The 26,626-nt window shown below is 68.2% G+C and carries 25 protein-coding genes and 2 pseudogenes; 13 read left to right on the plus strand and 14 right to left on the minus strand.

Features of this window, described 5'->3' with window-relative positions; all coding sequences use genetic code 11:
• The 4 genes from ACILR4_RS20055 to htpG form a co-directional block, all read left to right on the plus strand.
• The coding region (locus ACILR4_RS20055) for a hypothetical protein (protein ID WP_395702644.1) at nucleotides 1-330 on the plus strand (330 nt) is incomplete at its 5' end.
• Between the two features lie 255 nt (nucleotides 331-585).
• Nucleotides 586-1,062: a (2Fe-2S)-binding protein gene (locus ACILR4_RS20060; protein WP_395702645.1), complete on the plus strand. Its 477-nt coding sequence runs from the start codon at nucleotides 586-588 to the stop codon at nucleotides 1,060-1,062.
• The gene (locus tag ACILR4_RS20065; RefSeq protein WP_395702646.1) at nucleotides 1,059-3,413 is read left to right on the plus strand and encodes a xanthine dehydrogenase family protein molybdopterin-binding subunit; all 2,355 of its coding nucleotides are present in this window, start codon (nucleotides 1,059-1,061) and stop codon (nucleotides 3,411-3,413) included. Before ACILR4_RS20060 ends, ACILR4_RS20065 begins: the two co-directional genes overlap by 4 nt.
• 110 nt (nucleotides 3,414-3,523) lie before the next feature.
• Nucleotides 3,524-5,410 (plus strand): molecular chaperone HtpG, encoded by a 1,887-nt coding sequence (gene htpG, locus ACILR4_RS20070; protein WP_395702647.1) that lies wholly within the window; start codon nucleotides 3,524-3,526, stop codon nucleotides 5,408-5,410.
• A gap of 10 nt (nucleotides 5,411-5,420) precedes the next feature.
• Here the strand turns inward: htpG and ACILR4_RS20075 are convergent, their stop codons facing one another.
• The 3 genes from ACILR4_RS20075 to ACILR4_RS20085 form a co-directional block, all read right to left on the minus strand.
• The gene (locus tag ACILR4_RS20075; RefSeq protein WP_395702648.1) at nucleotides 5,421-6,443 is read right to left on the minus strand and encodes a serine/threonine protein kinase; all 1,023 of its coding nucleotides are present in this window, start codon (nucleotides 6,441-6,443) and stop codon (nucleotides 5,421-5,423) included.
• Nucleotides 6,440-7,189 carry a DUF2726 domain-containing protein gene (locus tag ACILR4_RS20080; protein WP_395702649.1) on the minus strand — a complete coding sequence of 250 codons (750 nt, stop codon included), beginning with the start codon at nucleotides 7,187-7,189 and terminating at the stop codon, nucleotides 6,440-6,442. The genes ACILR4_RS20075 and ACILR4_RS20080 overlap by 4 nt, the downstream gene beginning before the upstream one ends.
• A gap of 179 nt (nucleotides 7,190-7,368) precedes the next feature.
• On the minus strand, nucleotides 7,369-8,064 hold the full coding sequence (locus ACILR4_RS20085; protein ID WP_395702650.1) for a GNAT family N-acetyltransferase: 696 nt from the start codon (nucleotides 8,062-8,064) through the stop codon (nucleotides 7,369-7,371).
• A gap of 340 nt (nucleotides 8,065-8,404) precedes the next feature.
• Between ACILR4_RS20085 and rplM the strand changes: the two genes are divergently transcribed.
• The 5 genes from rplM to erpA all read left to right on the plus strand — a co-directional run bounded on the left by rplM (nucleotide 8,405) and on the right by erpA (nucleotide 10,882).
• Entirely contained in the window at nucleotides 8,405-8,833 is a 429-nt protein-coding gene (gene rplM / locus ACILR4_RS20090; RefSeq protein ID WP_395702651.1) for a 50S ribosomal protein L13, read from the plus strand.
• A gap of 9 nt (nucleotides 8,834-8,842) precedes the next feature.
• Nucleotides 8,843-9,235: a 30S ribosomal protein S9 gene (gene rpsI, locus ACILR4_RS20095; protein WP_395702652.1), complete on the plus strand. Its 393-nt coding sequence runs from the start codon at nucleotides 8,843-8,845 to the stop codon at nucleotides 9,233-9,235.
• 93 nt (nucleotides 9,236-9,328) lie between these two features.
• Nucleotides 9,329-10,039, plus strand: a complete 711-nt coding sequence (locus ACILR4_RS20100; RefSeq protein WP_395702653.1) for a DUF6776 family protein — start codon at nucleotides 9,329-9,331, stop codon at nucleotides 10,037-10,039.
• A 37-nt stretch (nucleotides 10,040-10,076) separates the two neighbouring features.
• Nucleotides 10,077-10,478 carry a polymer-forming cytoskeletal protein gene (locus ACILR4_RS20105; RefSeq protein WP_395702654.1) on the plus strand — a complete coding sequence of 134 codons (402 nt, stop codon included), beginning with the start codon at nucleotides 10,077-10,079 and terminating at the stop codon, nucleotides 10,476-10,478.
• Nucleotides 10,479-10,507: 29 nt separating this feature from the next.
• A complete protein-coding gene (erpA, locus tag ACILR4_RS20110; RefSeq protein WP_395702655.1) occupies nucleotides 10,508-10,882 on the plus strand; it encodes an iron-sulfur cluster insertion protein ErpA in 375 nt (124 codons plus the stop codon).
• A 19-nt stretch (nucleotides 10,883-10,901) separates the two neighbouring features.
• Here the strand turns inward: erpA and ACILR4_RS20115 are convergent, their stop codons facing one another.
• Together ACILR4_RS20115 and ACILR4_RS20120 are read right to left on the minus strand one after the other, a co-directional pair.
• Nucleotides 10,902-12,017: an anhydro-N-acetylmuramic acid kinase gene (locus ACILR4_RS20115; RefSeq protein ID WP_395702656.1), complete on the minus strand. Its 1,116-nt coding sequence runs from the start codon at nucleotides 12,015-12,017 to the stop codon at nucleotides 10,902-10,904.
• A 26-nt stretch (nucleotides 12,018-12,043) separates the two neighbouring features.
• Nucleotides 12,044-13,336 (minus strand): peptidoglycan DD-metalloendopeptidase family protein, encoded by a 1,293-nt coding sequence (locus ACILR4_RS20120; protein ID WP_395702657.1) that lies wholly within the window; start codon nucleotides 13,334-13,336, stop codon nucleotides 12,044-12,046.
• Nucleotides 13,337-13,621: 285 nt separating this feature from the next.
• Here ACILR4_RS20120 and tyrS point away from each other — a divergent pair, with 285 nt between their 5' ends.
• The 4 genes from tyrS (at nucleotide 13,622) to dtd (ending at nucleotide 16,715) form a co-directional block, all read left to right on the plus strand.
• Nucleotides 13,622-14,869: a tyrosine--tRNA ligase gene (gene tyrS, locus ACILR4_RS20125; RefSeq protein ID WP_395702658.1), complete on the plus strand. Its 1,248-nt coding sequence runs from the start codon at nucleotides 13,622-13,624 to the stop codon at nucleotides 14,867-14,869.
• Between the two features lie 71 nt (nucleotides 14,870-14,940).
• Nucleotides 14,941-15,342: a DUF5329 family protein gene (locus ACILR4_RS20130; protein WP_395702659.1), complete on the plus strand. Its 402-nt coding sequence runs from the start codon at nucleotides 14,941-14,943 to the stop codon at nucleotides 15,340-15,342.
• A 45-nt stretch (nucleotides 15,343-15,387) separates the two neighbouring features.
• Complete coding sequence (locus ACILR4_RS20135; RefSeq protein WP_395702660.1) at nucleotides 15,388-16,278, plus strand: cation diffusion facilitator family transporter; 891 nt, start codon at nucleotides 15,388-15,390, stop codon at nucleotides 16,276-16,278.
• Complete coding sequence (gene dtd, locus ACILR4_RS20140; protein WP_395702661.1) at nucleotides 16,275-16,715, plus strand: D-aminoacyl-tRNA deacylase; 441 nt, start codon at nucleotides 16,275-16,277, stop codon at nucleotides 16,713-16,715. Before ACILR4_RS20135 ends, dtd begins: the two co-directional genes overlap by 4 nt.
• Before the next feature lie 141 nt (nucleotides 16,716-16,856).
• Here the strand turns inward: dtd and ACILR4_RS20145 are convergent.
• The 9 genes and pseudogenes from ACILR4_RS20145 to ACILR4_RS20185 all read right to left on the minus strand — a co-directional run bounded on the left by ACILR4_RS20145 (nucleotide 16,857) and on the right by ACILR4_RS20185 (nucleotide 26,559).
• A pseudogene (locus ACILR4_RS20145) lies at nucleotides 16,857-17,781 on the minus strand (tripartite tricarboxylate transporter substrate-binding protein).
• Nucleotides 17,782-17,895: 114 nt separating this feature from the next.
• Complete coding sequence (locus ACILR4_RS20150; RefSeq protein WP_395702662.1) at nucleotides 17,896-19,158, minus strand: phenylacetate--CoA ligase family protein; 1,263 nt, start codon at nucleotides 19,156-19,158, stop codon at nucleotides 17,896-17,898.
• On the minus strand, nucleotides 19,155-19,454 hold the full coding sequence (locus ACILR4_RS20155; RefSeq protein WP_395702663.1) for a hypothetical protein: 300 nt from the start codon (nucleotides 19,452-19,454) through the stop codon (nucleotides 19,155-19,157). Before ACILR4_RS20155 ends, ACILR4_RS20150 begins: the two co-directional genes overlap by 4 nt.
• Before the next feature lie 25 nt (nucleotides 19,455-19,479).
• Nucleotides 19,480-20,286 carry an ABC transporter ATP-binding protein gene (locus ACILR4_RS20160; protein WP_395702664.1) on the minus strand — a complete coding sequence of 269 codons (807 nt, stop codon included), beginning with the start codon at nucleotides 20,284-20,286 and terminating at the stop codon, nucleotides 19,480-19,482.
• A gap of 103 nt (nucleotides 20,287-20,389) precedes the next feature.
• Entirely contained in the window at nucleotides 20,390-21,721 is a 1,332-nt protein-coding gene (locus tag ACILR4_RS20165; protein ID WP_395702665.1) for an ABC transporter substrate-binding protein, read from the minus strand.
• A gap of 61 nt (nucleotides 21,722-21,782) precedes the next feature.
• Nucleotides 21,783-22,783 (minus strand): annotated as a pseudogene (locus ACILR4_RS20170) (branched-chain amino acid ABC transporter permease).
• 18 nt (nucleotides 22,784-22,801) lie between these two features.
• Complete coding sequence (locus tag ACILR4_RS20175; RefSeq protein WP_395702666.1) at nucleotides 22,802-23,731, minus strand: branched-chain amino acid ABC transporter permease; 930 nt, start codon at nucleotides 23,729-23,731, stop codon at nucleotides 22,802-22,804.
• 18 nt (nucleotides 23,732-23,749) lie between these two features.
• The gene (locus ACILR4_RS20180) at nucleotides 23,750-24,616 is read right to left on the minus strand and encodes an ABC transporter ATP-binding protein (RefSeq protein WP_395702667.1); all 867 of its coding nucleotides are present in this window, start codon (nucleotides 24,614-24,616) and stop codon (nucleotides 23,750-23,752) included.
• Nucleotides 24,613-26,559 (minus strand): AMP-dependent synthetase/ligase, encoded by a 1,947-nt coding sequence (locus ACILR4_RS20185; RefSeq protein ID WP_395702668.1) that lies wholly within the window; start codon nucleotides 26,557-26,559, stop codon nucleotides 24,613-24,615. Before ACILR4_RS20185 ends, ACILR4_RS20180 begins: the two co-directional genes overlap by 4 nt.
• Nucleotides 26,560-26,626 lie beyond the last annotated feature (67 nt).

Genomic DNA, 26,626 nt, shown 5'->3' on the forward strand with positions numbered 1-26,626 from the left:
GTTCGCACAGCGGCAGAGCAAGCGATTGCGGAAGCCGAGCCGGAAACCCTGCAGGCGGTGGCAGATGGCCGGTCTGCCGCGGATGGGGCGCGCGGCCGAGACGAGGCGGCCGCGGGCGGCCTGCTGGCCCGCCTGACGTCGGTCATCGGCCTGTTGCGCGAATACCGTCGATGGCTCTTGGCTGTCGCGCTTGCCGCGGTCGGGCTGGCTGTTGCCATTTCCTTCTCGCGCGGAACGCACGGCCATGGCCGACGCCATCGCCTGGCCGGCCAGGCGCCGACCACCGACGACGCGCTGATCCCCACCCGTCGCCCGCGCGGCAAGCGCTGAGCCGGGCGGCGAAGGCTGGAGTGGCTCCGGCAGGGCTGGACAGGATGCACTGATCGGGGCCCTGGTGGCGGCCCGCGCGGGCCCAGCCCGACCCTGGGCTCGCCGGCAGCCTCGTTGGCCGGACAGCCTGGATCCTGCCCCTTTGGCGCGCTGATGGCCCGACGTCATCGTCGGATGCAGCCCTCGCGCTACCATCGTTCGGATCGGCCTTGCGTTGTGGGCCGTGGCAGACAACCGAAGAACGAAGGGCCTCCGATGGTGAACGTGAAACTGCAAGTCAACGGCCGCGCCGCTGGCGCCGACGTCGAACCCGCCACCTTGCTGATCGACCTGCTGCGCGGCCCGCTGGGCCTGACCGGCACGCACCAGGGCTGCGACACCGCGCAGTGCGGCGCCTGCACCGTGCACCTGGACGGCGAGGCCGTGAAGAGCTGCAGCGTGTTGGCGGTGCAGGCCAACGGCCGCTCGGTGACGACGGTCGAGGGGCTGGCGCGTGAGGGGCAATTGCATCCGGTGCAGCAGGCCTTCATAGCCTGCCATGGCCTGCAGTGCGGCTTCTGCACCCCCGGGATGATGATGACGGCGGCCTGCCTGCTGCAGAAGACCCCGCAGCCGAGTGACGCCGAGATCGTCCATGCGCTCGAAGGCAACCTGTGCCGCTGCACCGGCTACGTGAACATCGTGGCCGCGGTGCGCCAGGCGGCGCAGGCCGGCCAGCAGGAGGCCGCATGAACGCGCCGGTGCTGGAAGCCGCCCGCTTTGGCAGCGGCCGCGCGGTGAACCGTGTCGAAGACCCGGCGCTGGTGGCCGGCCAGGGCCGCTACACCGATGACCTGAACCTGCCGGGCCAGCTGCACCTGGTGTTCGTGCGCTCGACCTATGCGCACGCGCTGATCCGCAGCGTCGATGTCGCGGCCGCGCGCGAGATGCCCGGGGTCGTGGCGGTCTACACCGGGGCCGAGCTGGCCGCCGCTGGCGTCAAGCCGATGGCCGGGCCGGTGGGCTTCGTGCGGGCCGACGGCTCGCCGGCGGTGTCGGCGCCGCGGCGCGGGCTGGCGCATGAGCGGGTGCGCTTCGTCGGCGAAGCGGTGGCGGCTGTGGTCGCGCGTTCGCTGCCCGAGGCGCGCGCTGCGGCAGAGAGCGTGTGGGTCGACTGCGAGGAACTGCCGGCGGTGACCGACGCCTTCGCGGCGATGCAGCCTGGCGCGCCGCAGCTGTGCGAGCAGGCCGCGGACAACGTCGCGGCGCGCATGCGCCACGGCAAGCCGGAGGCGGTGGCCGCGGCGTTTGCGTCGGCTGCGCATGTCGTGTCGCTGGACATCCACAACCAGCGTCTGGCGCCGAGCCCGATCGAGCCGCGCTGCGTGCTGGCCAGCATCGCCGATGACGGCCGCTTGAGCGTCCAGCTCAGCAGCCAGATGCCGACCGCCGTGCGCATGACGCTGGCCGACGCCATCCCCGGCCTGAATCCCGACCTGGTGCGGGTGCAGGTGGGTGACGTGGGCGGTGGCTTCGGCATGAAGACCGGCGCCTACCCGGAGGACATCGTCGTCGGCTATGCCGCGTGGCAGCTGAAGGCACCGGTGAAGTGGCGCGCCGAGCGGCTGGAGGAGTTCCTGTCCGCCGTGCACGGCCGCGACGTCACCAGCCGGGCCGAGCTGGCGCTGGACGCGCAGGGCAAGGCGCTGGCGCTGCGGGTGCGCGGCGTGGCCAACGTGGGCGCCTATGCCACCGGCACCGGCGTCGCCATCCAGGTGCTGGTCGGCCCGTGGGTTTCGACCAGCATCTACGACATCCCGCTGATCGACCTGGACTTCACCGCGGTGATGACCAACACCGCCACCACCGGCGCCTACCGCGGCGCCGGCCGGCCCGAGGCGATCTACCTGACCGAGCGGCTGATGGACGCGGCCGCCCGCAGGCTGGGCCTGGACCCGGCCGAGCTGCGCCGGCGCAACATGATCCGCCCCGAGCAGATGCCCTACACCAACCCGATGGCGCAGGTGTACGACGTCGGGCAGTTCGAGAAGATCCTCGACCAGGGCCTGGCGCTGGCCGAGTGGAACGGCTACCCGGCACGGCGCGAGGCCTCGCGCCAGCGGGGCAAGCTGCGCGGGCGCGGCATCGCCACCTTCCTCGAATGGACCGGCGGTAATGCGCTCGAAGAGCAGGTGACCGTCACGGTCACCGCCGATGGTTTCATCGAGTTGATTTCGGCGACGCAGGCCATGGGCCAGGGCATCGCGACCAGCTATGCCCAACTGGCGGTGGACGTGTTCGGCGTGCCGATCGAGCGCATCCGCGTGCTGCAGGGCGACACCGACCGGGCCAACGGCTTCGGCAGCGCCGGCTCGCGCTCGCTGTTCACCGGCGGGGGCGCGGTGGACGTCGCCTCGCGCAAGACGGTGGACCATGCCAAGACGCTGGCCGCCGAAGCGCTGGAAGCGCCGGCGGCCGACATCGAGTACCGGGCCGGCCGCTTCACGGTTGGTGGCACCGACCTCGGCATCGGCCTGTTCGAGCTGGCCGGCAAGCAGGAGGGCGGGCACATCGTCGTCAGCGCCAAGGCCACGGCCGGCGCGCCGAGCTGGCCCAACGGCTGCCATGTCTGCGAGGTCGAGATCGATCCTGAGACCGGGGCCGTGCAGATCGTGGGTTATGCCTCGGTCAACGACATCGGCCGGGTGGTCAGCCCGACCATCGTGCGCGGCCAGATCGAAGGCGGCGCGGTACAGGGCATTGGCCAGGCGCTGTGCGAGGCGGTGGCCTACGACCGCGAGACCGGCCAGCTGCAGAGCGCGAGCTTCATGGACTACGCGATGCCGCATGCCGATGGCTTCCTCGGCTTCAAGACGCAGTTCGACACCTCGGTGCCGTGCACGACCAACGTGCTGGGCGTGAAGGGCGTCGGCGAACTGGGCACCATCGGCGCCACGCCGGCCGTCGTCAACGCGGTGATCGACGCGCTGGAGGGGGCCGGCCTCGGCGCGCTGGGCGAAGGCCTGCAGATGCCGCTGACGGCCGAGCGCGTCTGGCGCGCGCTGCACTTGAGGCAGGTCGACCCCTCGCCCTACCGGGGCTGAACCCCGGGCTTGAATCCGCCTGAACCGGCCCAAAATCCTCGCCGCGCGCCGGCGAGGGGGCCGTGCGGCGCGCTGCCTCTTCGAACACGGCCTGTTCACCCGATCGCACCATGAGCAAACAAACCCATGCCTTCCAGGCCGAGGTCAAGCAGATCCTGCACCTCGTGACCCACTCGCTGTACTCGAACAAGGAGATCTTCCTGCGCGAGCTGGTGTCGAACGCCTCCGACGCCTGCGACAAGCTGCGCTTCGAGGCGCTGGACAATGCCGCGCTGTACGAGGATGCGCCGAACCTCGAGGTGCGGGTGTTCTTCGACGCCGAGGCCAAGACGCTGACAATCCGCGACAACGGCATCGGCATGAGTGCCGAGGAAGCCGCTTCGCACCTGGGCACCATCGCCAAAAGCGGCACGCGCGAGTTCATGGCCAAGCTCGAAGGCGACCAGAAAAAGGACGCCAACCTGATCGGCCAGTTCGGCGTCGGCTTCTATTCGGGCTTCATCGTGGCCGATCGCATCACGGTCGAGACCCGGCGTGCCGGGCTGCCGCCCGAGCAGGGTGTGCGCTGGAGCAGCGAGGGCACCGGCGAGTTCGAGCTCGAGACCCTCACGCGCGCCGAGCGCGGTACGGACGTCATCCTGCATCTGCGTGCCGAGGAGGCCGACGACTTCCTGAAGACCTGGCGTCTGAAGTCCATCATCGGGAAGTATTCCGATCACATCTCGCTGCCCATCCTGATGCGCAAGGAGGAGTGGGACGCCGAGAAGAGCCAGCAGGTGCTCAAGGACGAGTGGGAAACGGTGAACAAGGCCGCCGCGCTGTGGGCGCGCAGCAAGAGCGACATCACCGATGCCGAGTACCAGGCCTTCTACCAGCAGATCAGCTACGACACCGAGCCGCCGCTGACCTACACGCACAACCGCGTCGAGGGTCGCAGCGAGTACACGCAGCTGCTGTACGTGCCGGCCAAGGCGCCGTTCGACCTGTGGAACCGCGACAAGCGCGGCGGCGTGAAGCTCTACGTCAAGCGCGTGTTCATCATGGACGACGCCGAGGCGCTGATGCCGGTGTACCTGCGCTTCGTCAAGGGCGTGATCGACTCGGCGGACCTGCCGCTGAACGTCAGCCGCGAGCTGTTGCAGGAAAGCCGCGACGTGAAGGCGATCCGCGAGGGCTCGACCAAGCGCGTGCTGGGCATGCTGGAGGCGCTGGCCGACAGCGAGTCGGCCGAGGACAAGGCCAGGTACCAGAAATTCTGGAACGAGTTCGGCGCGGTGCTCAAGGAAGGCATCGGCGAAGACTTCCAGAACCGCGAGCGGCTGGCCAAGCTGTTCCGCTTCGCGTCGACGCATGCCGACGAAGGCGTCTCGTTCGCCGCCTACGTGTCGCGCATGAAGGAAGGCCAGGAGGCCATCTACGTCATCGCGGCCGACAACCTGGCGGCGGCCAAGTCCAGCCCGCAGCTGGAGATCTTCCGCAAGAAGGGCATCGAGGTGCTGCTGCTGGTCGACCGCGTCGACGAGTGGATGCTGAGCCACCTGTACGAGTTCGAAGGGCATCCGCTGCAGAGCGTGGCCAAGGGCGCGGTGGACCTCGGCAAGCTGCAGGACGAGGACGAGAAGAAGCAGGCCGAGGCCGCTGCCGAGAATTTCAAGCCGACGCTGGAAAAGCTGAAGGCCGCGCTCAAGGATCGGGCGAAAGACGTGCGGGTGACGATGCGGCTGGTCGACTCGCCGGCCTGCCTGGTGGTGGAGGAGGGCGACATGAGCTCGCACCTGGCCCGCATGCTGAAGCAGGCCGGCCAGAACGCGCCGAAGAGTCAGCCCATCCTCGAGGTGAATCCCGAGCACCAGCTGGTCAAGCGCCTGGCCGCCGACGAGGCGCGCTTCGACGACCTGGCCCACATCCTGTTCGACCAGGCGCTGCTGGCCGAGGGCGGCCAGCTCGAGGAGCCGGCCAGCTACGTGCAGCGCGTCACGCGCTTGCTGTCGGCCTGACGCGGCGGGATCAGTCCCACGCAGACAGGGCCAGCGGCTCTTCGGCCATCGCCTCGAGCTGCTCGTTCAGCTGCGTGGTCTGCTGGCCCCAGTAGCCCGGCGTGCCGAACCACGGAAAGGCCGCCGGGAAGGCCGGGTCGCTCCAGCGCTCGGCCAGCCAGGCGCTGTGGTGGATCATGCGCAGCGTGCGCAGCGGCTCGATCAGCGCCAGCTCTCGCAGGTCGAGGCGCGCGAACTGGCGGTAGCCTTCCAGCACGGTCGCGAGTTGTCCGCGCATCGCTTCGCGCGTGCCGGACAGCAGCATCCACAGGTCCTGGATCGCCGGTCCGGTGCAGGCGTCGTCGAGGTCGACGATGTGCGGGCCCTCGGCACGCCACAGGATGTTGCCGGGGTGGCAGTCGCCGTGGATGCGAATCTGCCGCGTCTCTCGCGAGTTAGAAAAGGCGACGTCGATCGCGGCCAGCGCCCGCTCGCAGGCGCGGCGCCAGCCATCGAGCTGCGCCGGCGGAATGAGGTCCAGCGCCAGCAGGCGGCGCCGCGCGGCATGGCCGAAGGTCTCGGCATCGAGGCGGCGGCGGTGCAGGAACGGCGCCTGGGCACCCACCGCATGCAGGCGGCCAAGGAAGCGGCCGAGCCAGCGCAGGGTCTCGGGATCGTCCAGTTCGGGACCATGGCCGGCACAGCGCGGGTACACCGCGTATCGGAAAGGCTGGCCGTCGATCTGCGCCTGCGCGAGCGTCCGGCCATCGGGCAGGCGCAGCGGCGCGACGACCGGCACCTCGGCATCGGCCAGTTCCCATGCGAAGGCATGCTCTTCGAGGATCTGTGCGTCGGTCCAGCGTCCCGGCCGATAGAACTTCGCGACCACGGCGCTGCCGTCTTCCAGGAAGACCTGGAACACACGGTTCTCGTAGCTGTTCAGCTGCAGCAGGCGGCCGTCACCGCGCTGGCCCACGGCGTCCAGCGCTTCGAGCACCGCTTGCGGGGTCAGCCGGTCGTACGGATGCCGCACCCCGGCATCGGCTTGGCTCAATGCCGGACCTGCGAAGGGAAGCGGGCAGCGGCCAAGGGGTCGTCGCCCGCCGTGTCGGGCGGCTCGGTCGGCGGGCCCTCGCTGCTGGCTGCCAGCGGCGCCGATCGGCTGCTCGCACCCAGGGCCCCGAGCTCGCTGTTGGTCGCATCACCGCGACTGTCTGGCGCGAAGAAGGAGTCGTGGAAGAAACCGGAGTCCTGCCACAGCGTGGTGCGCTCGCGCCTGCGCGAGGCCACCGCGGTCGCCAGCGAATCGCGGGCCCGGTATACCGCCGGGGCCGGCTGGGGCCCGCGCGACGCCGCGGCGCTTTGCGGCACCAACAGCTGCAGTTCGGGGATGGAGGGCAGGTGGTCGATCGGGCACCGCAGATAGCGCACGCGGCAGGCCCCCAGCACGGCCTGCTTGATCTGCATCGAGCGGCTCTGCGCGCTGCGCTCGCTGACCAGGTCGATCGCAGCGAGCACGCGGCCGTTGGCGCTGCAGACCGCGAAGGTGACATGAATCGAGCCCAGCATGTCGTACCAGTACCGCACTTGCTGCGGATCGTTCGGCTGGCAGAAGCGCACGAGCGGCAGCTTCGACAGCACGATGTGATGCGGCAAGGCCTCGCGCAGCTGGCGATAGACCCGGCGCTCATCGGTGCTGAACACCGGGCGCGCCGTCAGGCTCCATTCCGTGGGCAGCGGCTTGGGCTTGGCCGCCTTGCGGGGCCGCAGCGCGAACCACACGGCGGCCGGCGCCAGCACGGCAACGGCGACCAGGGCGATGATCCACGGAAGGGTTTGCTGCATGGGCCTGCAGGGCAGAGTGCCGCCCTGACCGGCGGCGCTACCCAGCCTCTCTACCGTGTAGCGCCTGTGACACTCCTGCTGAAGTCATCTTACCCTGGGCGCCTGCGCCGACATCCCCTCGGGATCGGGGTGGCCTAGCTTCGACCCGGCCCCGAGCTGCGGCCGATGTTGGTTCGCACTTCGGCGACAGCGTCGATCAAGGCGTCCACCATCCGCGCCTGCTGCTTGAACTGGTAGTCCAGTGCGGCGGCGCCTTCGCCCACCAGCTGCTCCATGTGCGAAGCCAGAGTCTCGGGCGGCAGTTGCAGGTAGGCATCGGCTTCGCTGCCGGCGCGCTGCACGCTGGCGCCGGCCTTGCGGGCAATGCGCAGCATGGCGGTGTTTTCACTCAGGGCGTGGATGAAGAGCGTGTCGATGCCCCGGTTGCGGGCGTGCAGCATGGCGTGTTCAAACAGGCGTGCTCCGAAGCCGCGCCCCCGCAAATGGGCGGCCACCGATCCCCCGAACTCGGCCGCATGGGCCTGGCCACTGCCGAGCTGTGGCTGCTCGGCCGCCTCCGGCGGGTAGGCCAGATGCGCCAGTGCGACCAGTTGCAGGCGGCGGTTGAACACCCCGAACACCTCGTCCCGCTCGAAGTCCAGGCCATTGACGTAACGTTCGATCTGGCCGTCCGTGGCGGGGTAGCCGAATCGCAGGTAGCGGTCGTGCTCGGACAGTGTCAACAGATGGCTGAGGATGCGTGGCCGGTGGGCCGGCCCGAGCGAACGGATCGGGATCCAGGCCAGTTTCTCCGGCCGGTGGACGTCATCGGGCGGCAAGGCGCTGGCCAAGGCCTGGTCGCGTTCGGGGTCCGTGGGCGGCGGTCCGCTGCCGCCCTCGATGGAAGTCATCATGGCGAGACTCCGAATAAGTAATTACCCTGATACTAACCCACTCCCCTCGCGACCGCCTCTCGCACTGGCGAAGCCCGGCCAACAGCGCTCGCTTGCCGGAACTGCTTTCAGGCTACAATCTTTGGCTGCCCTGAATTCGGCCGGGGCAGGGTGCAGGTCCGAGAGGTTGCCTTGATAAGCAATTCCGAGGGCTCGCCGTATCCCAACTCAGCCGATTGTCCGGTCGATGCGGTCAATGCTTCGGGCAATTCCGCCAGACCTTATCAGAAAGACCCTCATGAAGACCTTCAGCGCCAAGCCGGCCGAAGTGAAGCACGAGTGGTTTGTGCTTGATGCCACCGACAAGGTGCTCGGACGTGTCGCCAGCGAAGTGGCACTCCGTTTGCGCGGCAAGCACAAGGCCATTTACACGCCTCACGTCGACACCGGTGATTTCATCGTCGTCGTCAATGCGGACAAGATCCGCGTCACGGGCACCAAGTCCGAGAGCAAGGTGTACTACCGCCATTCGGGCTTCCCGGGCGGCATCTACGCCACCAAGTTCAAGGACATGCAAGCGAAGCATCCGGGCCGTGCGCTCGAGAAGGCCGTCAAGGGCATGCTGCCCAAGGGGCCGCTGGGCTACGCGATGATCAAGAAGCTGAAGGTGTACGCCGGTGGCACTCACCCGCACACTGCCCAGCAGCCCAAGGCGCTGGAAATCTAAGGAGCGGTGATGATCGGCAATTGGAACTATGGCACCGGCCGCCGCAAGTCTTCGGTGGCGCGCGTGTTCATCAAGAAGGGCGACGGCCAGATCGTCGTCAATGGCAAGCCGGTGCAGGAGTACTTCGGCCGCCAGACCTCGATCATGATCGTCAAGCAGCCGCTGATGCTGACGAACAACGAGACCGCGTTCGACGTCAAGGTCAACGTTCATGGTGGTGGCGAGTCCGGCCAGGCTGGTGCCGTGCGCCATGGCATCACCCGCGCGCTGATCGACTATGACGCGGCGCTGAAGGGCGAACTCAGCCGCGCCGGTTTCGTGACCCGCGACGCGCGCGAAGTCGAACGCAAGAAGGTCGGTTTGCACGGCGCTCGCCGCCGCAAGCAGTTCAGCAAGCGCTGAACGAGCGGGTTCAACCCCCGACACTGCCACAGCCAGGGCCGCCATCGCGCGGCCCTTTGCCTTTCCGGGCCGGTACCGCTTCGCTGCCCACCCATGCGCTGGAAACTGCTGCGTCGCCGCTTCTCGGTCAGTGCTCCACGGGTCATCGTGCGGAGGCACCTGCCCTGGCCCTTGCGCTGGGCCATGGCCGCACTGGTGCTGGGTTTCTCGGCCGCCATCGCGTTGTGGGCTTTCGAATTCGGCAAGAACATTGCCGGCCTCGACCGTGATGCCAAGGAGGAACTGGCGCGCCTGCGGCTCGAGGTGGTCTCGCTGCGCGAGGAGCGCGATCGCGCCCAGTCGATCGCCCACAGCGCCGACAGTCTGCTCAAGGCCGAGCGCGTCGCGCAGGAGAAACTTGCGCAGCAGGTGCGTCAGCTGGAAGCCAGCAACATGGCGCTGCAGGCCGACCTGGGCTTCTTTGAGCGCCTGCTGCCGGCCGGTCCGTCCGAAGGCCTGGCCGTGCGCGGACTGCAGATCGAACCCCAGGTGCCAGGCGCATTGCGCTACCAACTGCTGCTGATGCAGAACCGCAAGAGTGCGCCGGAGTTCAGTGGCCGCGCCGAATTCACGCTGGCGGGCACCTTGGACGGCAGGCCCTGGACCCTGACGCTGTCGGACGCCGCCCAGGCCTTGAAGCTGCGCCAATACCTGCGCGTGGAAGGGCGGCTGCAGTACCCGGCGGCGGCCGTGGTAAAAACCGTGCAGGTCAAGGTGACCGACGACTCCGGCGCCATCCGCGCCACCCACATGGCCAGGCTGTAACCCGCAGCCCCGTGCCAGTCCGGAGGAGATCCCAGCAATGTGGTTCAGCAGCAAGAAGGCCCAGCCGCCGATTCGTTCGCTGGTGGGTGAAGGTACCCGACTGCAAGGCGAACTGCGATTCCGGGACGGACTGCGCATCGATGGCGAAGTGCAGGGCGATGTGGTGGCCGACAACGAGGCCGGCAGCCTGCTCGTGATCAGCGAAAAAGCCCGGGTGCATGGCAAGGTCAAGGCCGGCCATGTGATCATCAACGGCGAAGTCGTCGGACCGGTGGAGGCTCTGGAACTGCTTGAATTGCAGCCCAAGGCCCGCATCGTCGGTGATGTGCGGTATGAGTTGCTCGAAATGCACCCGGGTGCCTTGATCGAAGGCGAATTGCGGCCCCTCAAGTCGCCGGATCGCCCGGCCCTTAAGCTGGCGGCCTCGAACAACGCCTGAATTCTTGTTTCTTTGTCTGGAGTCCCGTCATGAACGCCGTTGCCGAAACCCTTGCTCCCGCCGCCGATGCCATGCCGGCGCCGCTGATCTTCACCGACAGCGCTGCCGCCAAGGTGGCTGACCTGGTGGCCGAGGAAGGTAATCCCGAGTTGAAGCTTCGCGTCTTCGTGCAGGGCGGTGGTTGCTCGGGCTTCCAGTACGGATTCACCTTCGATGAAGTGGTGAACGACGACGACACGCAGATGGCCAAGAATGGCGTCACCTTGCTGATCGACGCGATGAGCCTGCAGTACCTGGTCGGTGCCGAAATCGACTACAAGGAAGATCTGCAGGGCGCCCAGTTCGTCATCAAGAACCCGAACGCGACGACCACCTGCGGTTGCGGGTCCAGCTTCTCGGCGTGATCGTTCGGCGTCCGCCGAACTAGCCGCGGGGATACAGCGCGCCCAGCACCCGCGGCACGCGGGCTCCGGTGACGGTGGGCAAGCTTCCGGCACGGCGCTCGATGAAGCACTGCGCAAGCCAGGCGAAGGCGGTGGCTTCCACCTGCAGCGGCGGCAGTCCCGCTTCCGCGGTCGACTGCACCGCCACGCCGGGCAGCAGTGCACCCAGCCTTCGCATCAGGTGGCCGTTCAGCGCGCCACCACCGCATAACAGAAGTTGCTGCGTGCCGGGCGCGTAGCGCCGCAGGGCAATGACGGCGGCCTGCACCGTCAGCTCGGCCAGTGTCGCCTGGACGTCGGCGGCCGGGAGCGGTGGATGCCGCAACAGGCTGGCATCGAGCCAGCCAGCATGGAAGAGGTCGCGGCCGGTGCTCTTGGGCGGCTGGCGGGCGAAGAATGGCTCGCCCAGCCAATCGGCCAGCAGCGTCGGCACCACGCGGCCGGTGCTTGCCCAGGCGCCGTCGGCATCGAAGCTTTGCCCCGTGTGGCGCTGGCACCAGAGGTCGAGCAGGACATTGCCGGGCCCGCAGTCGAAGCCGTGCACCGCACCATCGGCGGACAGCAGGCTGAGGTTGCCAATGCCCCCGAGGTTCAGCACGGCCACGCCTTCACCCGCCCGTGCGAAGCACGCGGCATGGAAGGCCGGTACCAGCGGCGCACCCTGACCACCGGCAGCCAGGTCACGGCTGCGAAAGTCGCAGATTACGTCGAGCCCGCAGCGCTCGGCGAGCAGCGCCCCGTTGAGCAACTGCAGCGTATAGCCGGTGCCGTCGAACTCCTGGGGCCGATGGCGAACGGTCTGGCCGTGGGCGCCCACGGCCCGGATGGCGTTCGCCTCGAGACCCGCGGCCTGCAGCAGGGCCTGTATCGCTCGGTCGTACAGCAGCGCCAGGGCATTGCCGGCCAGGGCCCCACGGTGGAGTTCGTTGTCGCCAGGGCTGTTCAGCGCCAGCAGATCGTGCCGCAGGCCTTCGGGCATCGGCATGTGGTGGTGGGCCAGAACCTGCAGCGGCGCTCCGGTCGGAAAGCGTGCCGCCACCGCATCCACGCCGTCCAGCGAGGTGCCGGACATCAGGCCAATGTACAGCGGCGTCATGCGCTGCCCCAGCAAACGGGCAGCGCCTACTCGGCGTCGCCGCGGTAGCCGGAGAGCGACTCTGCGGCCTCGAGCTGCGCATGGGCGGCCGCAGCGGCCAGCTGGAAGCGCGGCCTCGACGCTGCATCGACGACCACGTTGTCAGCGGCCCGCGCGACCTTGAGCGGATCCTCGAACTGGCCCTTCACGCGGAACTCGAAGTGCAGGTGCGGCCCCGTGGCCCAGCCGGTGCTGCCGACCTGGCCGATGCGCTGGCCTTGCTCGACCCGCTGGCCCCGGGCCACGTCGATGTGGCTGAGGTGTGCATAGACGGTGCTCTTGTCGCCGCCATGCTTGATCTGGATGACGTTGCCGTAGCCGTTCTGCCAGCCCGCGAACTCGACGACGCCGTCACCCACCGTGCGCACTGGCGTGCCCTTGGGCGCGCCGTAGTCCACGCCATGGTGGGCGCGCCAGGTGTTGAGGATCGGGTGCAGGCGCATCGCGAAGCCGGAGGTGATGCGCGAGAACTCCATCGGGCTGGCCAGGAAAGCCCGCTTGCGGCTCTGGCCGTCGAAGCCGAAGTAGGCGCCGCGCCCGCTGGCATCGGCGAACCACATCGCCTGCAGCGTCTTGCCGTTGTTCGTGAACTCAGCCGCCAGGATGCGGCCGGTGCCGTCGTTCCAGGTGATCGGTTCGTCGTCGGCGGTCAGCGCCTCGAACACCACGCTGAAGGTGTCACCCTTGCGCAGCTGACGATGGAAATCGAGGTCGGCCGAGAAGATGTCGACCATCTGGGTGGCGATGGCGTCGGGCAGCCGGGCTTCGTCCGTCGCGGCGAACAGAGAGCTGCGGATCGTGCCGCTGCCCAGCCGCACCTGACCCACCAGCGGCGCGGTCTCGAGCCTGCTCTCCAACTGCCCGTTCACACGCTGCAGCGTCAGGCGGGTGAAGTGCGTCTGCAGCTGGGCGCTGTCCAATGCCGGAAAGCGCGCCACCAGACGCTGCAGCGAACCGTCCTGTTGCGTGACCACCTGCACCATCTTGCCCGCACGGCCTTCGATCAGGCGGCGCGCATCGCGGTCGCGGCGGATGAACGTCGCCGCTGCCGGGTCGACCACGCCCAGGCGGCGCAGCAGGCTGTCGGCACTGTCGCTGGCGCGAGTGACGTCGCTGCGGGACAGCGTCAAGGTGTACTGCGACAGCTCATCCAGCTGCTGTTCCAGGCCGCTGAGGGGCACGCTTTCGGTGACCAGGCGCTGGGGCAGCTGGGCGGCATCCGGCGCCAGCGGCGCAATGCCGAAGGCCGTGACACCAAAGCCGCCGAGCAGTGCACACACCGTGGCGACGATCCGGCGCGGGTGCCGATGTGCCGCCGCATGCAAGCGTGCCAGCCGCCGCGCAATTGACTTGAGTTCGAATTCCAACAACAGCGCTTCCCTATCGCGCCCTGGCGAGCCCGAGCAGTGATCCGGGGGCTGCGGGGGCGTCCACTAGAATCGTGGGCCGCGCTCGACAGAGGTGACCGGCGGCACCGGCCGGTGGTCCTCCATCCCGCAGACGAGGCGGCAGTATAGCAACCGACTTTTCGGGCCAAACACGTAGAAGCCCGTACAAAACCCGCCATGTCAATCCCCGAAAAGCCGATGCCGTCCGCAGAATTTCCGGTGACCGAGCGCGTCGAGCAGGCCCTGGCCGTGTCGTTGCGCGGTTGCGAGGAACTGCTGCCGCAGGCTGACTGGCTGAAGAAGCTGGCGCGGGCCGAGGCCACCGGCAAGCCCTTGCGCATCAAGCTCGGCCTCGACCCGACGGCGCCCGATCTGCACCTGGGCCACACCGTGGTGCTGAACAAGATGCGCGCGCTGCAGGACCTGGGACACCAGGTGATCTTCCTGGTGGGCGACTTCACCTCGATGATCGGCGACCCCTCCGGCCGCAACAGCACCCGCCCGCCGCTGACGCGCGAGCAGATCGAGGCCAATGCGCAGACCTACTACGACCAGGCCGCCCGCGTGCTGGACCCGCAGCGCACCGAGATCCGCTACAACAGCGAGTGGAGTGACCCGCTGGGCGCGCGCGGCATGATCCAGCTGGCCGCCAAGTACACGGTGGCCCGGATGATGGAGCGCGACGACTTCCACAAGCGTTTCCAGTCCAACACGCCGATCAGCGTGCACGAGTTCCTGTACCCGCTGATGCAGGGCTACGACTCGGTGGCGCTGAAGGCCGACCTCGAACTGGGCGGCACCGACCAGAAGTTCAACCTGCTGATGGGCCGCCACCTGCAGCAGGAATACGGCCAGGAGCCGCAGTGCATCCTGACGATGCCGCTGCTGGAGGGGCTCGACGGCGTCGAGAAGATGTCGAAGAGCAAGAACAACTACATCGCGATCACCGAGGACGCGAACACGATGTTCGCCAAGCTGCTGTCGATCAGCGACGTGCTGATGTGGCGCTACTTCACGCTGCTGAGTTTCCGGCCCGAGGCCGAGGTGGCGGCGCTGAAGGCCGAGGTCGACGCCGGCCGCAACCCGAAGGACGCCAAGGTGATGCTGGCGCGCGAGATCGTCACCCGCTTCCACGACGCGCGCGCGGCCGACGCGGCCGAGGCGGACTTCCAGAACCGCGCCAAGGGCGGCATCCCGGACGACATCGCCGAAGTGCAACTGGCCGGTGCGCCGCTGGCCATTGGCGCGCTGCTCAAGCAGGCCGGCCTGGCACCCTCGACCAGCGAGGCGCTGCGCCTGATCGAACAGGGCGGTGTGCGCATTGACGGCGCGGTGGTCAGCGATCGCGCCCTCAAGGTGGCCGCCGGCACCTGTGTCGTGCAGGTTGGCAAGCGCAAGTTCGCTCGCGTCACCCTCTCGGCCTGACCCGCCCCACGCAGGGAAACCCCGCGCTGTTCCGTCGATCCCGGCGGCGGACCGTCCGGCAAAATCGACTTATGCCTGCCATCGAACCCTGCGGCCGGGTCTCGCGCCGCACGCTCGTGTGTGTGATGGGCCTCGCGCTGTCCGGTCTTGGCCGGGCCGCCCACGCCGCCCCGTTGCCGGCCGAGATGGGCCGCATCGAGAAGCTGCTGAACTCGCTCGGCGCGCGGCGCGACCTGCGGATGATCCGCAACGGCACGGCCTACGACTGTGAAACGGCCGTCACCTTCCTGCGCCGCAAGCTCGCGGCGATGGGCGACGACGTGAAGACCGCCGAAGAGTTCATCGATCGCATCGCCTCGCGTTCGTCGAGTTCCGGCCAGCCGTACCTGGTGCGGCTGTCCGATGGCAAGGACGTGCTGGCCGGCGAATTCCTGCGCCTCGAGCTGGTCCGGCTGGAGCGTCCGGCACGTTGATCCGCGTCGGCCGGCGCGCGCCGTGCCGCAGCGACAATCTGCCGCATGCAAGCCAGCGGCTACCTCAAACTCTCGATCGTCGTGGCCACGGCCACGATCGTGCTCAAGACGGGCGCCTGGTGGCTGACCGATTCGGTCGGCCTGTTGTCCGACGCGCTGGAGTCGCTGGTCAACCTGGCCGGCGCCGGCTTCGGGCTGCTGATGGTGACCATCGCGACGCAGCCGCCGGACGAGGACCATCCCTACGGGCACCACAAGGCGGAGTACTTCTCGTCCGGCTTCGAAGGCGGGCTGATCCTGGCGGCGGCCGTCGGCATCCTGTGGGCGGCGGTGTCGCGCCTGTTCGCGCCGCAGCCGCTGCAGCCGCTGGGCCCGGGCCTGCTGCTGTCGCTGCTGAGCACGGTGATCAACGCCGCGCTGGCGATCGCGATGCGCCGCAAGTCGCGCGAACTGCGATCGATGGCGCTGGAGGCCGATGCACGGCACCTGTTCACCGATGTCTGGACCTCGCTCGGCGTGGTGCTGGGCCTCGGTGCGGTGCATCTCACCGGCTGGGCCTGGCTCGATCCGGTGATCGCCATCGTCATGGCCGCTCACATTGCGCGCGAGGGTCTCCACCTGGTCTGGGCCTCGGCCGAGGGCCTGATGGACCTGGCGCTCGAACCGGAGGTGCGTGCCGACATCGAGCGCACGCTGGCCGGATTCGCGCACCCGACCATCCGCTTCGACCACGTGGTGACGCGCCGCGCCGGCCAGCGCCGCTTCGTCGACCTGCACATGCACATGCCCGCCGGCTGGACCCTGGGCCGGGCGGCCGCGCTGCGCGCTTCGGTCGAGCAGGCGCTGATGAGCGCGGTGCCCGGGCTGCGCGCCTCGATCCAGCTCCTGCCCTCCGACGTGGAGGCGCATTTCGACGACCCGAAGGACCTGATGTGATCGGCTTGGTGCAGCGCGTGAGCGAGGCCCGCGTCAGCGTGGCCGGCGAGACCGTCGGCGCCATCGGCCCCGGCCTGCTGGTGCTGGTGTGTGCCGAGCCGGCTGACGGCGAGGCGCAGGCGCAGAAGTTCGTCGACAAGCTGCTGAAGCTGCGCATCTTCAGCGACGCGGCCGGCAAGATGAATCGCAGCGTGGTCGACGTGCAGGGCGGGCTGTTGATCGTCAGCCAGTTCACGCTGGCCGCCGATGTCTCGGGCGGCAACCGCCCCAGCTTCACCGGCGCCGCCGGCCCGGAGCAGGGCCGCGCGCTCTACGAAAGGGTGCTGGCCCTGGCGCGCGAACGCCACCCGCAGGTGGCGTCCGGCATCTTCGGTGCCGACATGAAAGTCGGCCTCGTCAACGAAGGCCCAGTGACCATCCCACTGCGCATCGCGTGAGCATGCGCATTCCCCCGGAGGGGACAGACCGCGAAGCGGTCAGGGGAGCGCGCTTACCCTCGAAGCCGTTCAACCCGATCCGGGTTTCCCGGTCGGGTTGAATCAGCCCCTCGGGGGCGGCCGCTAGGCGGCCGGGGTCAACTAGTCAGCATACTGACCGGCGGCCTTGATGATGGGGCCCCACTTGTTGATCTCGGCCTCGACGAACTTCTTGTGTTCGGCCGGCGCCAACCGGTTGTCGGTGACGACGACCGCACCCAGCGACTCTTCACGCTTGATGAACTCGCGTCGCCTTCGGCGTGCCCTTGGGCGCGTACAGGCCGTGCCAGATCGTCACGTTGAAGTCCTTCACGCCGGCTTCCTGCATCGTCGGCAGCTTGGCCAGCGCGGGCGTCGACAGGCGCTTGGCCGTGGTCACCGCGAAGGCCTTGATCTTGCCGCCTTCGATCTGCGGCGTGGTGTTGGTGGTCTGGTCGCACATCACGTCCACCTGGCCGCCGAGCAGGTCGTTCATCGCCGGTGCGGTGCCCTTGTAGGGCACGGTGGTCATGTCGATCTTCAGGCTCTGCTGCAGCAGCAGGCCGCACAGGTGCGAGGCGGCGCCCAGCCCGGCATTGGCCAGGTTGATCTTGCCCTTGTTCTGCTCCAGCCACTTGTGCAGCTCGGCGAAGTTGTTCGCCGGCAGCGTCGGGCGGCCGACCACGGTCATCGGCACTTCGTTGATCATGCCGACGTACTCGAAGTCTTCCAGCGTGTTGTACGGCAGCTTGCGGTACAGCGCGGGCGAGGTCGCCATGCCGATGTGGTGCAGCAGCACCGTGTAGCCGTCCGGTGCAGCCTTGGCCACCTTGGCGGCGCCCAGGGTGCCGCCGGCGCCGCCGACGTTCTCGATGATCACCGACTGGCCCAGTTTCTGGCTCATCACCACGCCCAGGTCACGGGCCACCTTGTCGGTGGGGCCGCCGGCCGCAAACGGCACCACGATGGTGACGGGCTTCTCCGGATACTCGGCCATGGCGCCAGCGGCCAGCGTGGCCAGCAGCGCGCTCAGCAACAGTTTCTTCATCAGGGTCTCCTTCGGCACGAAAGGCTCGACAACAGCAAGACCTGATGCTAGCGAGGCACGCCAGAGCCGCCGTGACGGGAACTACCTACCCTGCGGATCCGGGTTTGCGCGAGGTCAACGGTAGCTGCGCGCGTCCTCGATCACCTTGCCGTCGTTCGGCAGGCTGCCGGGCGGGAGCAGCTGCACCTCACCGCGCAGCTTGGTCACGTCGCGGATGCTGCCGGCAATCGCCACCGCCAGGCCGTCCGGCGGCCCCGCCACTTCCACCTGCAGGGTCATCTGGTCGTTGGCCATTTCGCCGCTGACGACCAGGCGCGCGCGCGCCACCTCCGGATGGCGGCGCACGATGTCGGCCACCTGGCTGGGGTGCACGAACATGCCGCGTACCTTGGCCGTCTGGTCGGCGCGGCCCAGCCAGCCGCGGATGCGGCGGTTGCTGCGCCCGGTGGGGCAGGCGCCGGGCAGGATGGCCGACAGGTCCCCGGTGCCGAAGCGCACCAGCGGGTAATCCGGGTTCAGCACCGTCACCACCACCTCGCCCACCTCGCCATCGGGCACCGGATCGCGTGTGCCGGGGCGCACGATCTCGAGGATCACCGACTCGTCCAGCACCAGGCCTTCGCGTGCGGGCGTTTCGTAGGCGATGAGCCCGGCATCGGCGGTGGCGTAGCTCTGGTAGGCCTCGATGCCGCGCTCGCGCAGCCAGTCGCGCAGCGAGGGCGGAAAGGCCTCGCCGCCGACCATCGCCTTGTGCATCGAGCCGATGGGTGTCCCCGTCTCGGCGGCCTTCTCCACCAGGATCTTCAAGAAGCTGGGGGTGCCGATGTAGCCATGCGGCCGCAGGTCGACCACCGCCTGCAACTGCAGCTCGGTGTTGCCGATGCCGCCGGCAAAGGTGGTGCAGCCGATGGCATGGGCGCCGCTTTCCATCATCGCCCCGGCGGGCGTCAGGTGGTAGCTGAAGCTGCAGTGCGCCAGATCGCCGGCGCGGAAGCCCGCGGCGTAGATCGCCCGCGCCATGCGCCAGGGATCGCTGCCCAGACCCTCGGGTTCGTAGATCGGGCCCGGCGACTGGAACACCCGGCGCGCGCCCCGGCCGCCGGCGACGCCGCGCCAGCCAATGGCCGAATAACCACCGAAAGGATCGTCCGCGCGGCGCGCCTTCTGGCGCTCCAGCAATTCGTGCTTGCGCAGCACCGGCAGCTGGGCCAGTGCCACGCGTGAGGCGATGTCGCGCGCGTCGACGTCGGCCAGCAGCTCGGCCATTGCCGTGCTGCCGCGCTGCGCCTGCGCCACCTGGCGCGGCAGCGCGGCCATCAGCGCTGCCTCGCGCACCTGCGGGTCGCGGCATTCCAGCGCATCGTAGAACTCGCTCATCGTTCTTCCTCGGTCCAGCGGGCCAGCCGCCGCTTCACTTCGTCGCTGAACTTGCGCACCTCGGGGCTGGCGGACAGCGTGAAGGCATCCCACTCCGCGCTGCTGCGCGAAGGGCGCTTCGCCAGCTTCGCGTTGATCGCCGCGCCGTCCACCACCAGCGCGACCACGCTCGCACCCTTCAGCTCGAAGCCGTTGCCGCGCTCGGTCAGCACGCGCAGGTCGCGCAGCGTGCGCTTCAGTTGCTGCAGTGCCTCGTCCGGCTTGAAGGCCGGCAGGGCAAAGAAGTCGTCACTCATCGCTCGCTCTCCCAGCCGGCGTGGGTCATGCCAACCACCGCTTGCGGCGCTTGTAGCTCTTCACGTCGCGGAAGCTCTTGCGGTCGCCGCCGCCCATGCCCAGGTAGAACTCCTTGACGTCCTCGTTCTCGCGCAGGTCCTTCGCGCTGCCGTCCATCACGATGCGGCCGTTCTCGAGGATGTAGCCGTAGTCGGCATAGCGCAGCGCGATGTTGGTGTTCTGCTCGGCCAGCAGGAAGGTCACGCGCTCCTTGGTGTTGAGGTCGCGCACGATCTCGAACACCTCCTCGACGATCTGCGGCGCCAGGCCCATCGAGGGCTCGTCCAGCAGCACCATCTTCGGGTTGGCCATCAGCGCGCGGCCGATCGCGCACATCTGCTGCTCGCCGCCCGAGGTGTAGGCGGCCTGCGATGTGCGCCGCGTCTTCAGGCGCGGGAAGTAGGCGTAGACCTTCTCCAGCGTCTGCGCGACCGCGGCCTTGCCGTCGCGCCGCGTGTAGGCGCCCGTGAGCAGGTTCTCCTCGATCGTCAGGTGCGCGAAGCAGTGCCGGCCTTCCATCACCTGCACCACGCCGCGCTCGACCATGTCGGCGGTGGACAAGGCCTCGATCCGCTCGCCGCGCAGCGTGATCGCGCCCTTGGTCACCGCGCCGCGTTCGCCGGCCAGCAGGTTGCTGACCGCGCGCAGGGTGGTGGTCTTGCCGGCGCCATTGCCGCCCAGCAGCGCCACCACCTTGCCTTCGGGCACCTGCAGGGACACGCCCTTGAGCACCAGGATCACGTGGTTGTAGATGACCTCGATGCCGTTGACGTTGAGAAGGACTTCGTTCATTGGCAGGGCTCTTTCCAAGTAGGCGCCGCGGACCCGGCTCGGCCGGGCCGCCGGCGTCGCCCCCCTCGAGGGGGGAGCGGCGTGAGCCGCTCCGGGGGGTGGGTCAGGACTGGCAGTCCTGCGGCGTGCGGCGCGTCAGCTTCTTGTCCGCCGCGTACTTGTCGGCGGCCGCCCTCACCATCGGCTTGAGGATCTGCTCGTCGGCCTGGTACCAGTCGGAGCTGAAGTTCCACTTCGCGCCGTCCCAGGTGTGGATGCGCGCCCAGGTCGAGCCCATGTGGTCCTGGCACGAGGTGCTCACGGGCCGGATCACGCCAGTCAGGCCCAGCGCGGCGAGCTTCTTGTCGTCCAGCGCCAGGTTTTCCAGGCCCCAGCGCACCTGGTCGCCGGTCATCACCTTGCCCTTGCCGAAGCGCTCCTGCGCGCGGCGCACGGCTTCCACGGCCATGGCCTGGATGATCACGCCGCGGGTGTAGAGCACCGAGCCGACCTCGTCCTTCGGTCCGGTGCCCTGGCCCTTGTCGTGCACGAACTTCAGGATGTCCTGGATCACCTTGGGCTGCTGGCCCGAGGTGTTCAGCGCCAGCGCGTTGTAGCCCTTGGCGCCTTCACCAACGTCCTTCACGTCCGGCTCGGCGCCGGCCCACCACACGCCGTACATCTTGTCGCGTGGATAGCCGGTGGCCTGGGCCTCCTTCAGTGCGGTGGAGTTCATCACGCCCCAACCCCACAGCAGCACGTAGTCGGGCCGCTGCTGGCGCACCTGCAGCCAGGCCGACTTCTGCTCCACCCCCGGCGCGGTGACGGGGATCTTCACCAGCTCGAAGCCGTGCATGCGCGAACGCTCTTCCAGCAGCGGCATCGGTTCCTTGCCGAAGGGGCTGTCGTGGTAGACCAGCGCGATCTTCTTGCCCTTGAGCTTGTCCAGCCCGCCTTCCTTCTTGCCGATGTGCTGGATCAGGATGTCGGCGGCGGTCCAGTAGCTGCCCATCAGCGGGAAGTTCCACTTGAAGACGTTGCCGTCCTGCGAGGCGGCCAGGCCGTAGCCCAGCGTGACCAGCGGGATCTTGTCGTTGGGCACCTTGTCGGTCAGCGCGAAGGTGATGCCGGTGGCCTGCGGATCGAACAGCGTGTTGGTCTTGCCCTTCAGGCGCTCGTAGCACTCCACGCCCTTGTCGGTGGCGTAGCCGGTCTCGCATTCCTCGAACGTGAGCTTCACGCCGTTGATGCCGCCGTCCCGCGCGTTGATCATCTTGATGTAGTCCTGCTTGCCGTTGGCCCAGGGTGTGCCATTGGGCGCGTACGGACCGGTGCGGTAGACCAGCAGCGGGAAGAACTGCTCCTTGGCCTGCGCGAAGGCCGACGGCGCGGCGAGCATCGAACCGATGCCAGCTGCCACGATGCCGGCCGCCAACGCGAGTGATTTGAAAGTCATGTCTGCCTCCAGAGGTGGTGTATTGCGAACGAACGATGCACTCGTCAGTGCTCTTGGGAACTCAGTGCGGGAAGGGCCACAGGCGCAGCTTCTCCTTGGCCGTGGACCACAGGCGCGCGATGCCGTGCGGCTCGACGATCAGGAAGAACACGATCAGCGCGCCGAAGATCATGAAGGTCAGGTGCGAGGCCAGCGCGGTGTCGATCGGGATGCCGAACCAGTAAGGCAGGTTGTCCAGCACGATCGGCAGCACCACGATGAAGGCGGCGCCGAAGAAGCTGCCCATGATCGAGCCCAGGCCGCCGATGATGACCATGAACAGCAGCTGGAACGATCGGTCGATCGAGAACGCCGCCGGTTCCCACGAGCCCAGGTGCACGAAGCCCCACAGCGCGCCGGCCACGCCGACGATGAACGAGCTGACCGCAAAGGCCGTGAGCTTGGCGTAGACCGGCCGGATGCCGATCACCGCGGCGGCCACGTCCATGTCGCGGATGGCCATCCACTCGCGGCCGATGGCGCTGCGCACCAGGTTCTTGGCCAGCAGTGCGAACACGCAGACGAAGGCCAGGCAGAACAGGTACTTCTGGACCGGCGTCTCGATCGGAAGCCCGAGCACCGAGAAGCCCGCGACGCTGACCGAGCCGGAGGGCGAATCGTGCGTGAACCACTTGATGCGCAGGAAGGCCCAGTCGGCAAAGAACTGCGCCGCCAGCGTCGCGACCGCGAGGTACAGGCCCTTGATGCGCAGCGAGGGAATGCCGAACAGCACGCCCATCAGCGTGGCGCACAGCCCACCGACCAGGATGGCCAGGATCACCGGCAGGCCATCCAGCCGCACGAAGGCGTTGTAGGCCATGTAGGCGCCCACCGCCATGAAGCCGCCGGTGCCCAGCGAGATCTGCCCGCAGTAGCCGACCAGGACGTTGAGCCCGAGCGCCGCCAGCGAACGAAGGCCACCGCCAGCAGCGCCAGCATCACCGCGCGGTCCTGCAGGATCGGGAAGATCTGCTGGTCGGCGCCGTAGGAGGTCTTGAACTGACCGTTTTCGCGATAAAGCATGGCCGCTCTCTTTGTTGACTAGACGCGGTCGATGATCTTCTCGCCGAACAGCCCTTGCGGCCGCACCAGCAGGAACACCAGCGCCAGCACGTAGGCGAACCAGATCTCGATGCCGCCGCCCAGCAGCGGCCCGATGAACACTTCCGAGAGCTTCTCGCCGGTGCCGATGATCAGCCCGCCGATGATGGCGCCTGGCACCGAGGTGAGCCCGCCCAGGATGACCACCGGCAACGCCTTCAGCGCCACCAGCGAGAGCGAGAACTGCACGCCGAGCTTGGAGCCCCAGATGATGCCGGCCACCAGCGCGACGAAGCCGGCCACGCTCCAGACGATGACCCAGATGCGGTTGAGTGGAATGCCGATCGACTGCGCGGCCTGGTGGTCGTCGGCCACCGCGCGCAGCGCCCGGCCGGTGGCGGTGTACTGGAAGAAGGCCGCCAGCCCGGCCACCAGCGCGGCGGCGATCAGGCCGGCGGCGAGGTCTTCCTGGTTCACCAGCACGCCGCCCTGGAACATCGACTCGAGCAGGAAGAGCGGGTCCTTGGGCAGGCCGACGTCGATCTTGTAGATGTTGCTGCCGAAGATTGCCTGGCCGAAGCCGTCGAGGAAGTAGGCGATGCCCAGCGTGGCCATCAGCAGGGTGATGCCTTCCTGGTTCACCAGCTTGCCCAGCACGTAGCGCTCGATGACCCAGGCCACCGCCACCATCACCAGCATCGCGCCGCCGAAGGCCAGCAGGTTCACCAGCAGCTTGGCGTCGATGCCCGACACCTTGGGCAGCCATTCGGCGAAGCGCGCCATCGCCAGTGCCGCGAACAGCACCATCGCACCCTGCGCGAAGTTGAACACGCCGGAGGCCTTGAAGATCAGCACGAAGCCCAGTGCCACCAGCGAATACAGCATGCCCGACATCAGGCCGCCGATCAGCGTTTCGAGGAAGAAACCCATGGCCGTGTCCTTCGGGCGCTAGTGGGAGGTGCCGAGGTAGGCCGAGATCACCTCGGGGTTGACGCGCACCTCGTCGGGCGTGCCGTCGCCGATCTTGCGGCCGTAGTCCAGCACCACCACGCGGTCGGAGATGTCCATCACCACGCCCATGTCGTGCTCGATCAGCACGATGGTGGTGCCGAACTCGTCGTTGACGTCGAGCACGAAGCGGCACATGTCCTGCTTCTCCTCGACGTTCATGCCGGCCATCGGCTCGTCCAGCAGCAGCACCTGCGGCTCCATCGCCAGCGCGCGGCCCAGGTCGACGCGCTTCTGCAGCCCGTAGGGCAGGCGGCCGACGGGCGTCTTGCGGTAGGCCTGGATCTCGAGGAAATCGATGATGTGCTCGACGAACTCGCGGTGCGCGATCTCCTCGCGGTCGGCGCCGCCGAGGCCGAAGGGATTGCGGATCGCCTGCATGAAGAGGTTGCTCTTCATCTTCAGGTTGCGGCCGGTCATGATGTTGTCGATGACGCTCATGCCTTTGAACAGCGCCAGGTTCTGGAAGGTGCGCGCCACGCCCATCTCGGCCACCTGGCGCGAGTTCATGTGGCTGAAGGTCTGGCCGCGGAAGGTGATCGAACCCTGCTGCGGCGTGTAGACGCCGTTGATGCAGTTCAGCATCGAGCTCTTGCCCGCGCCGTTCGGGCCGATGATGGCCCGCACCTCGTGCTCGCGTACGTTGAAGCTGATGTCCGACAGCGCCTTCACGCCGCCGAAGGACAGCGAGATGTTCTTGACGTCCAGGATCACGTCGCCGGTGGCGCGGGCCGCCGCCGGCGCGTCGGACTCGCGCGCCGCGGCGGCGTCGGCCGCGGGCAGGGTGGCGAAGGCGGTACTGCTCATGCGGCGCTCCGCAGGCTGGGGAAGGTCTTGGTGTCGACGATCTTCAGGGTGGCCGCCACGGTGCCGGAGCGGCCGTCTTCGAACTTCACTGCCGTCTCGATGTACTGCTCGGTCTTGCCGCCGTACAGCGCATCGACCAGCACCTGGTACTTGTCGGCGATGGTGCCGCGGCGCACCTTGCGCGTGCGGGTGAGTTCACCATCATCGGCGTCGAGTTCCTTGTGCAGGATCAGGAAACGGCTGATCTGGCTGCCGGCGAGCTTGTCGTCCTGCGCCAGGTCGGCATTGACCTTCTCGACGCATTCGCGCACCAGTTCGTAGACCTCGGGCTTGGCCGCCAGGTCGGTGTAGCCGGCGTAGGGCAGGTTGCGGCGCTCGGCCCAGTTGCCCACCGCCTCGAAGTCGATGTTGATGAAGGCGCAGACGCGGTCGCGCTTGTCGCCGAAGGCCACTGCTTCCTTGATGTGCGGGAAGAACTTCAGCTTGTTCTCGACGTACTTGGGCGCGAACATCGCGCCGTCGTTCGGGCCGCCGACGATGCGGCCGACGTCCTTGGCGCGGTCGATGATCTTCAGGTGCCCGCTGGCGTCGATGAAGCCGGCGTCCCCGGTGTGGTACCAGCCCTCGGGCGTCAGCACCTCGGCGGTGGCCGCTGCGTTTTTGTAGTAGCCCTGCAGCAGGCCGGGTGACTTGACGAGGATCTCGCCGGTATCGGCCAGCTGGATCTGCACGCCCTCGATCGGCACGCCCACGGTGTCGGCCCGGGCCTCGTGGTCGGGCTGCAGGCAGACGAACACCGCGGTCTCGGTGGAGCCGTACAGCTGCTTCAGGTTGATGCCGATCGATCGGTAGAAGGTGAACAGGTCGGGTCCGATCGCCTCGCCCGCGGTGTAGGCCACCCGCACGCGCGAGAAACCCAGCGTGTTGCGCAGCGGGCCGTAGATCAGCCAGTCGCCCAGCTGCCACTTCAGCCGGTCGAGGGCGGACACCGGCAGCCCGTCCATGCGCGCCGGGCCGACCCGCTGCGCCACGGCCATGCAGGTCTTGAACAGCCAGCGCTTGAGGCGCGAGGCGTCCTCCATGCGGATCATCACGCTGGTGAGCAGGCCTTCGAAGATGCGCGGCGGCGCGAAGTAGTAGGTCGGGCCCACTTCCTTCAGGTCGATCGTCACCGTGGCGGCCGACTCGGGGCAGTTCACCACGTAGCCGCAGGCCAGCCACTGCGCATAGCTGAAGATGTTCTGGCCGATCCAGGCCGGCGGCATGTAGGCCAGCACTTCCTCGCTGGCGGTGAGCTTGTCGAACTTCGCGCCGGCGGCGGCGCGGTCGAGCAAGGTGAAATGCGTGTGCACCACGCCCTTCGGGTTGCCGGTGGTGCCGGAGGTGAAGAACATCGCCGCCACGTCCTGCGGCTGCGCGGCCGCCACCTGTGCGTCGAAGAAGCCCGGGTCGCGCTGGTCGCGCGCGCGGCCGCGTTCGGCCAGGCTGTCCAGCGATTCGAGGCCGGGCTCGGCGTACTTGCGCAAGCCCCGCGGGTCGTCGTACCAGAGGTTCGCCAGCTGCGGGCATTGCGCGCGGATGTCCAGCAGCTTGTCCACCTGCTCCTGGTCTTCCACCACCGCGTGGCGCACCTCGGCGTTGTTGATCGGGTAGACGAATTCGGCGCTCACCGCGTCCTGGTACAGCGGCACCGGAATCGCCCCCAGCGACTGCGCGGCCAGCATCGCCGCGTACAGCCGCGGCCGGTTGTCGCCGATCACCACCACATGCTCGCCGCGCTGCACGCCGGCCTCGGCCATGCCGCAGGCCAGCTGGCGCGCCAGCGTGGCCAGCGCCGACCAGCTCAGCGTCTGCCAGATGCCATAGCTCTTCTCGCGCAGCGCCGGCGCATCGGGCCGCTGGCGCGCGTGGTCGAGCATCAAGCGTGGGAAGGTCGTTTGCACCGCGGCTCCTTCGAGTGGGCAGCGGGATACTAGGCCTTGCTTTGACGCCAGGATGTCGGTACGACGA

The organism is Aquabacterium sp. (assembly GCF_044226965.1).
GTDB lineage: Bacteria > Pseudomonadota > Gammaproteobacteria > Burkholderiales > Burkholderiaceae_C > Pseudaquabacterium.

Excerpts from the sequence above, each read along its gene's own strand:
- erpA (WP_395702655.1), top strand. The coding sequence starts at position 10,508 with ATGAACGCCGTTGCCGAAACCCTTGCTCCCGCCGCCGATGCCATGCCG.
- rplM (WP_395702651.1), top strand. The coding sequence starts at position 8,405 with ATGAAGACCTTCAGCGCCAAGCCGGCCGAAGTGAAGCACGAGTGGTTT.
- rpsI (WP_395702652.1), top strand. The coding sequence starts at position 8,843 with ATGATCGGCAATTGGAACTATGGCACCGGCCGCCGCAAGTCTTCGGTG.
- tyrS (WP_395702658.1), top strand. The coding sequence starts at position 13,622 with ATGTCAATCCCCGAAAAGCCGATGCCGTCCGCAGAATTTCCGGTGACC.
- ACILR4_RS20155 (WP_395702663.1), bottom strand. The coding sequence starts at position 19,454 with ATGAGTGACGACTTCTTTGCCCTGCCGGCCTTCAAGCCGGACGAGGCA.
- ACILR4_RS20180 (WP_395702667.1), bottom strand. The coding sequence starts at position 24,616 with ATGAGCAGTACCGCCTTCGCCACCCTGCCCGCGGCCGACGCCGCCGCG.
- ACILR4_RS20115 (WP_395702656.1), bottom strand. The coding sequence starts at position 12,017 with ATGACGCCGCTGTACATTGGCCTGATGTCCGGCACCTCGCTGGACGGC.
- ACILR4_RS20130 (WP_395702659.1), top strand. The coding sequence starts at position 14,941 with ATGCCTGCCATCGAACCCTGCGGCCGGGTCTCGCGCCGCACGCTCGTG.
- ACILR4_RS20065 (WP_395702646.1), top strand. The coding sequence starts at position 1,059 with ATGAACGCGCCGGTGCTGGAAGCCGCCCGCTTTGGCAGCGGCCGCGCG.
- ACILR4_RS20160 (WP_395702664.1), bottom strand. The coding sequence starts at position 20,286 with ATGAACGAAGTCCTTCTCAACGTCAACGGCATCGAGGTCATCTACAAC.
- htpG (WP_395702647.1), top strand. The coding sequence starts at position 3,524 with ATGAGCAAACAAACCCATGCCTTCCAGGCCGAGGTCAAGCAGATCCTG.
- ACILR4_RS20060 (WP_395702645.1), top strand. The coding sequence starts at position 586 with ATGGTGAACGTGAAACTGCAAGTCAACGGCCGCGCCGCTGGCGCCGAC.
- ACILR4_RS20105 (WP_395702654.1), top strand. The coding sequence starts at position 10,077 with ATGTGGTTCAGCAGCAAGAAGGCCCAGCCGCCGATTCGTTCGCTGGTG.
- ACILR4_RS20165 (WP_395702665.1), bottom strand. The coding sequence starts at position 21,721 with ATGACTTTCAAATCACTCGCGTTGGCGGCCGGCATCGTGGCAGCTGGC.
- ACILR4_RS20150 (WP_395702662.1), bottom strand. The coding sequence starts at position 19,158 with ATGAGCGAGTTCTACGATGCGCTGGAATGCCGCGACCCGCAGGTGCGC.
- ACILR4_RS20175 (WP_395702666.1), bottom strand. The coding sequence starts at position 23,731 with ATGGGTTTCTTCCTCGAAACGCTGATCGGCGGCCTGATGTCGGGCATG.
- ACILR4_RS20100 (WP_395702653.1), top strand. The coding sequence starts at position 9,329 with ATGCGCTGGAAACTGCTGCGTCGCCGCTTCTCGGTCAGTGCTCCACGG.
- ACILR4_RS20135 (WP_395702660.1), top strand. The coding sequence starts at position 15,388 with ATGCAAGCCAGCGGCTACCTCAAACTCTCGATCGTCGTGGCCACGGCC.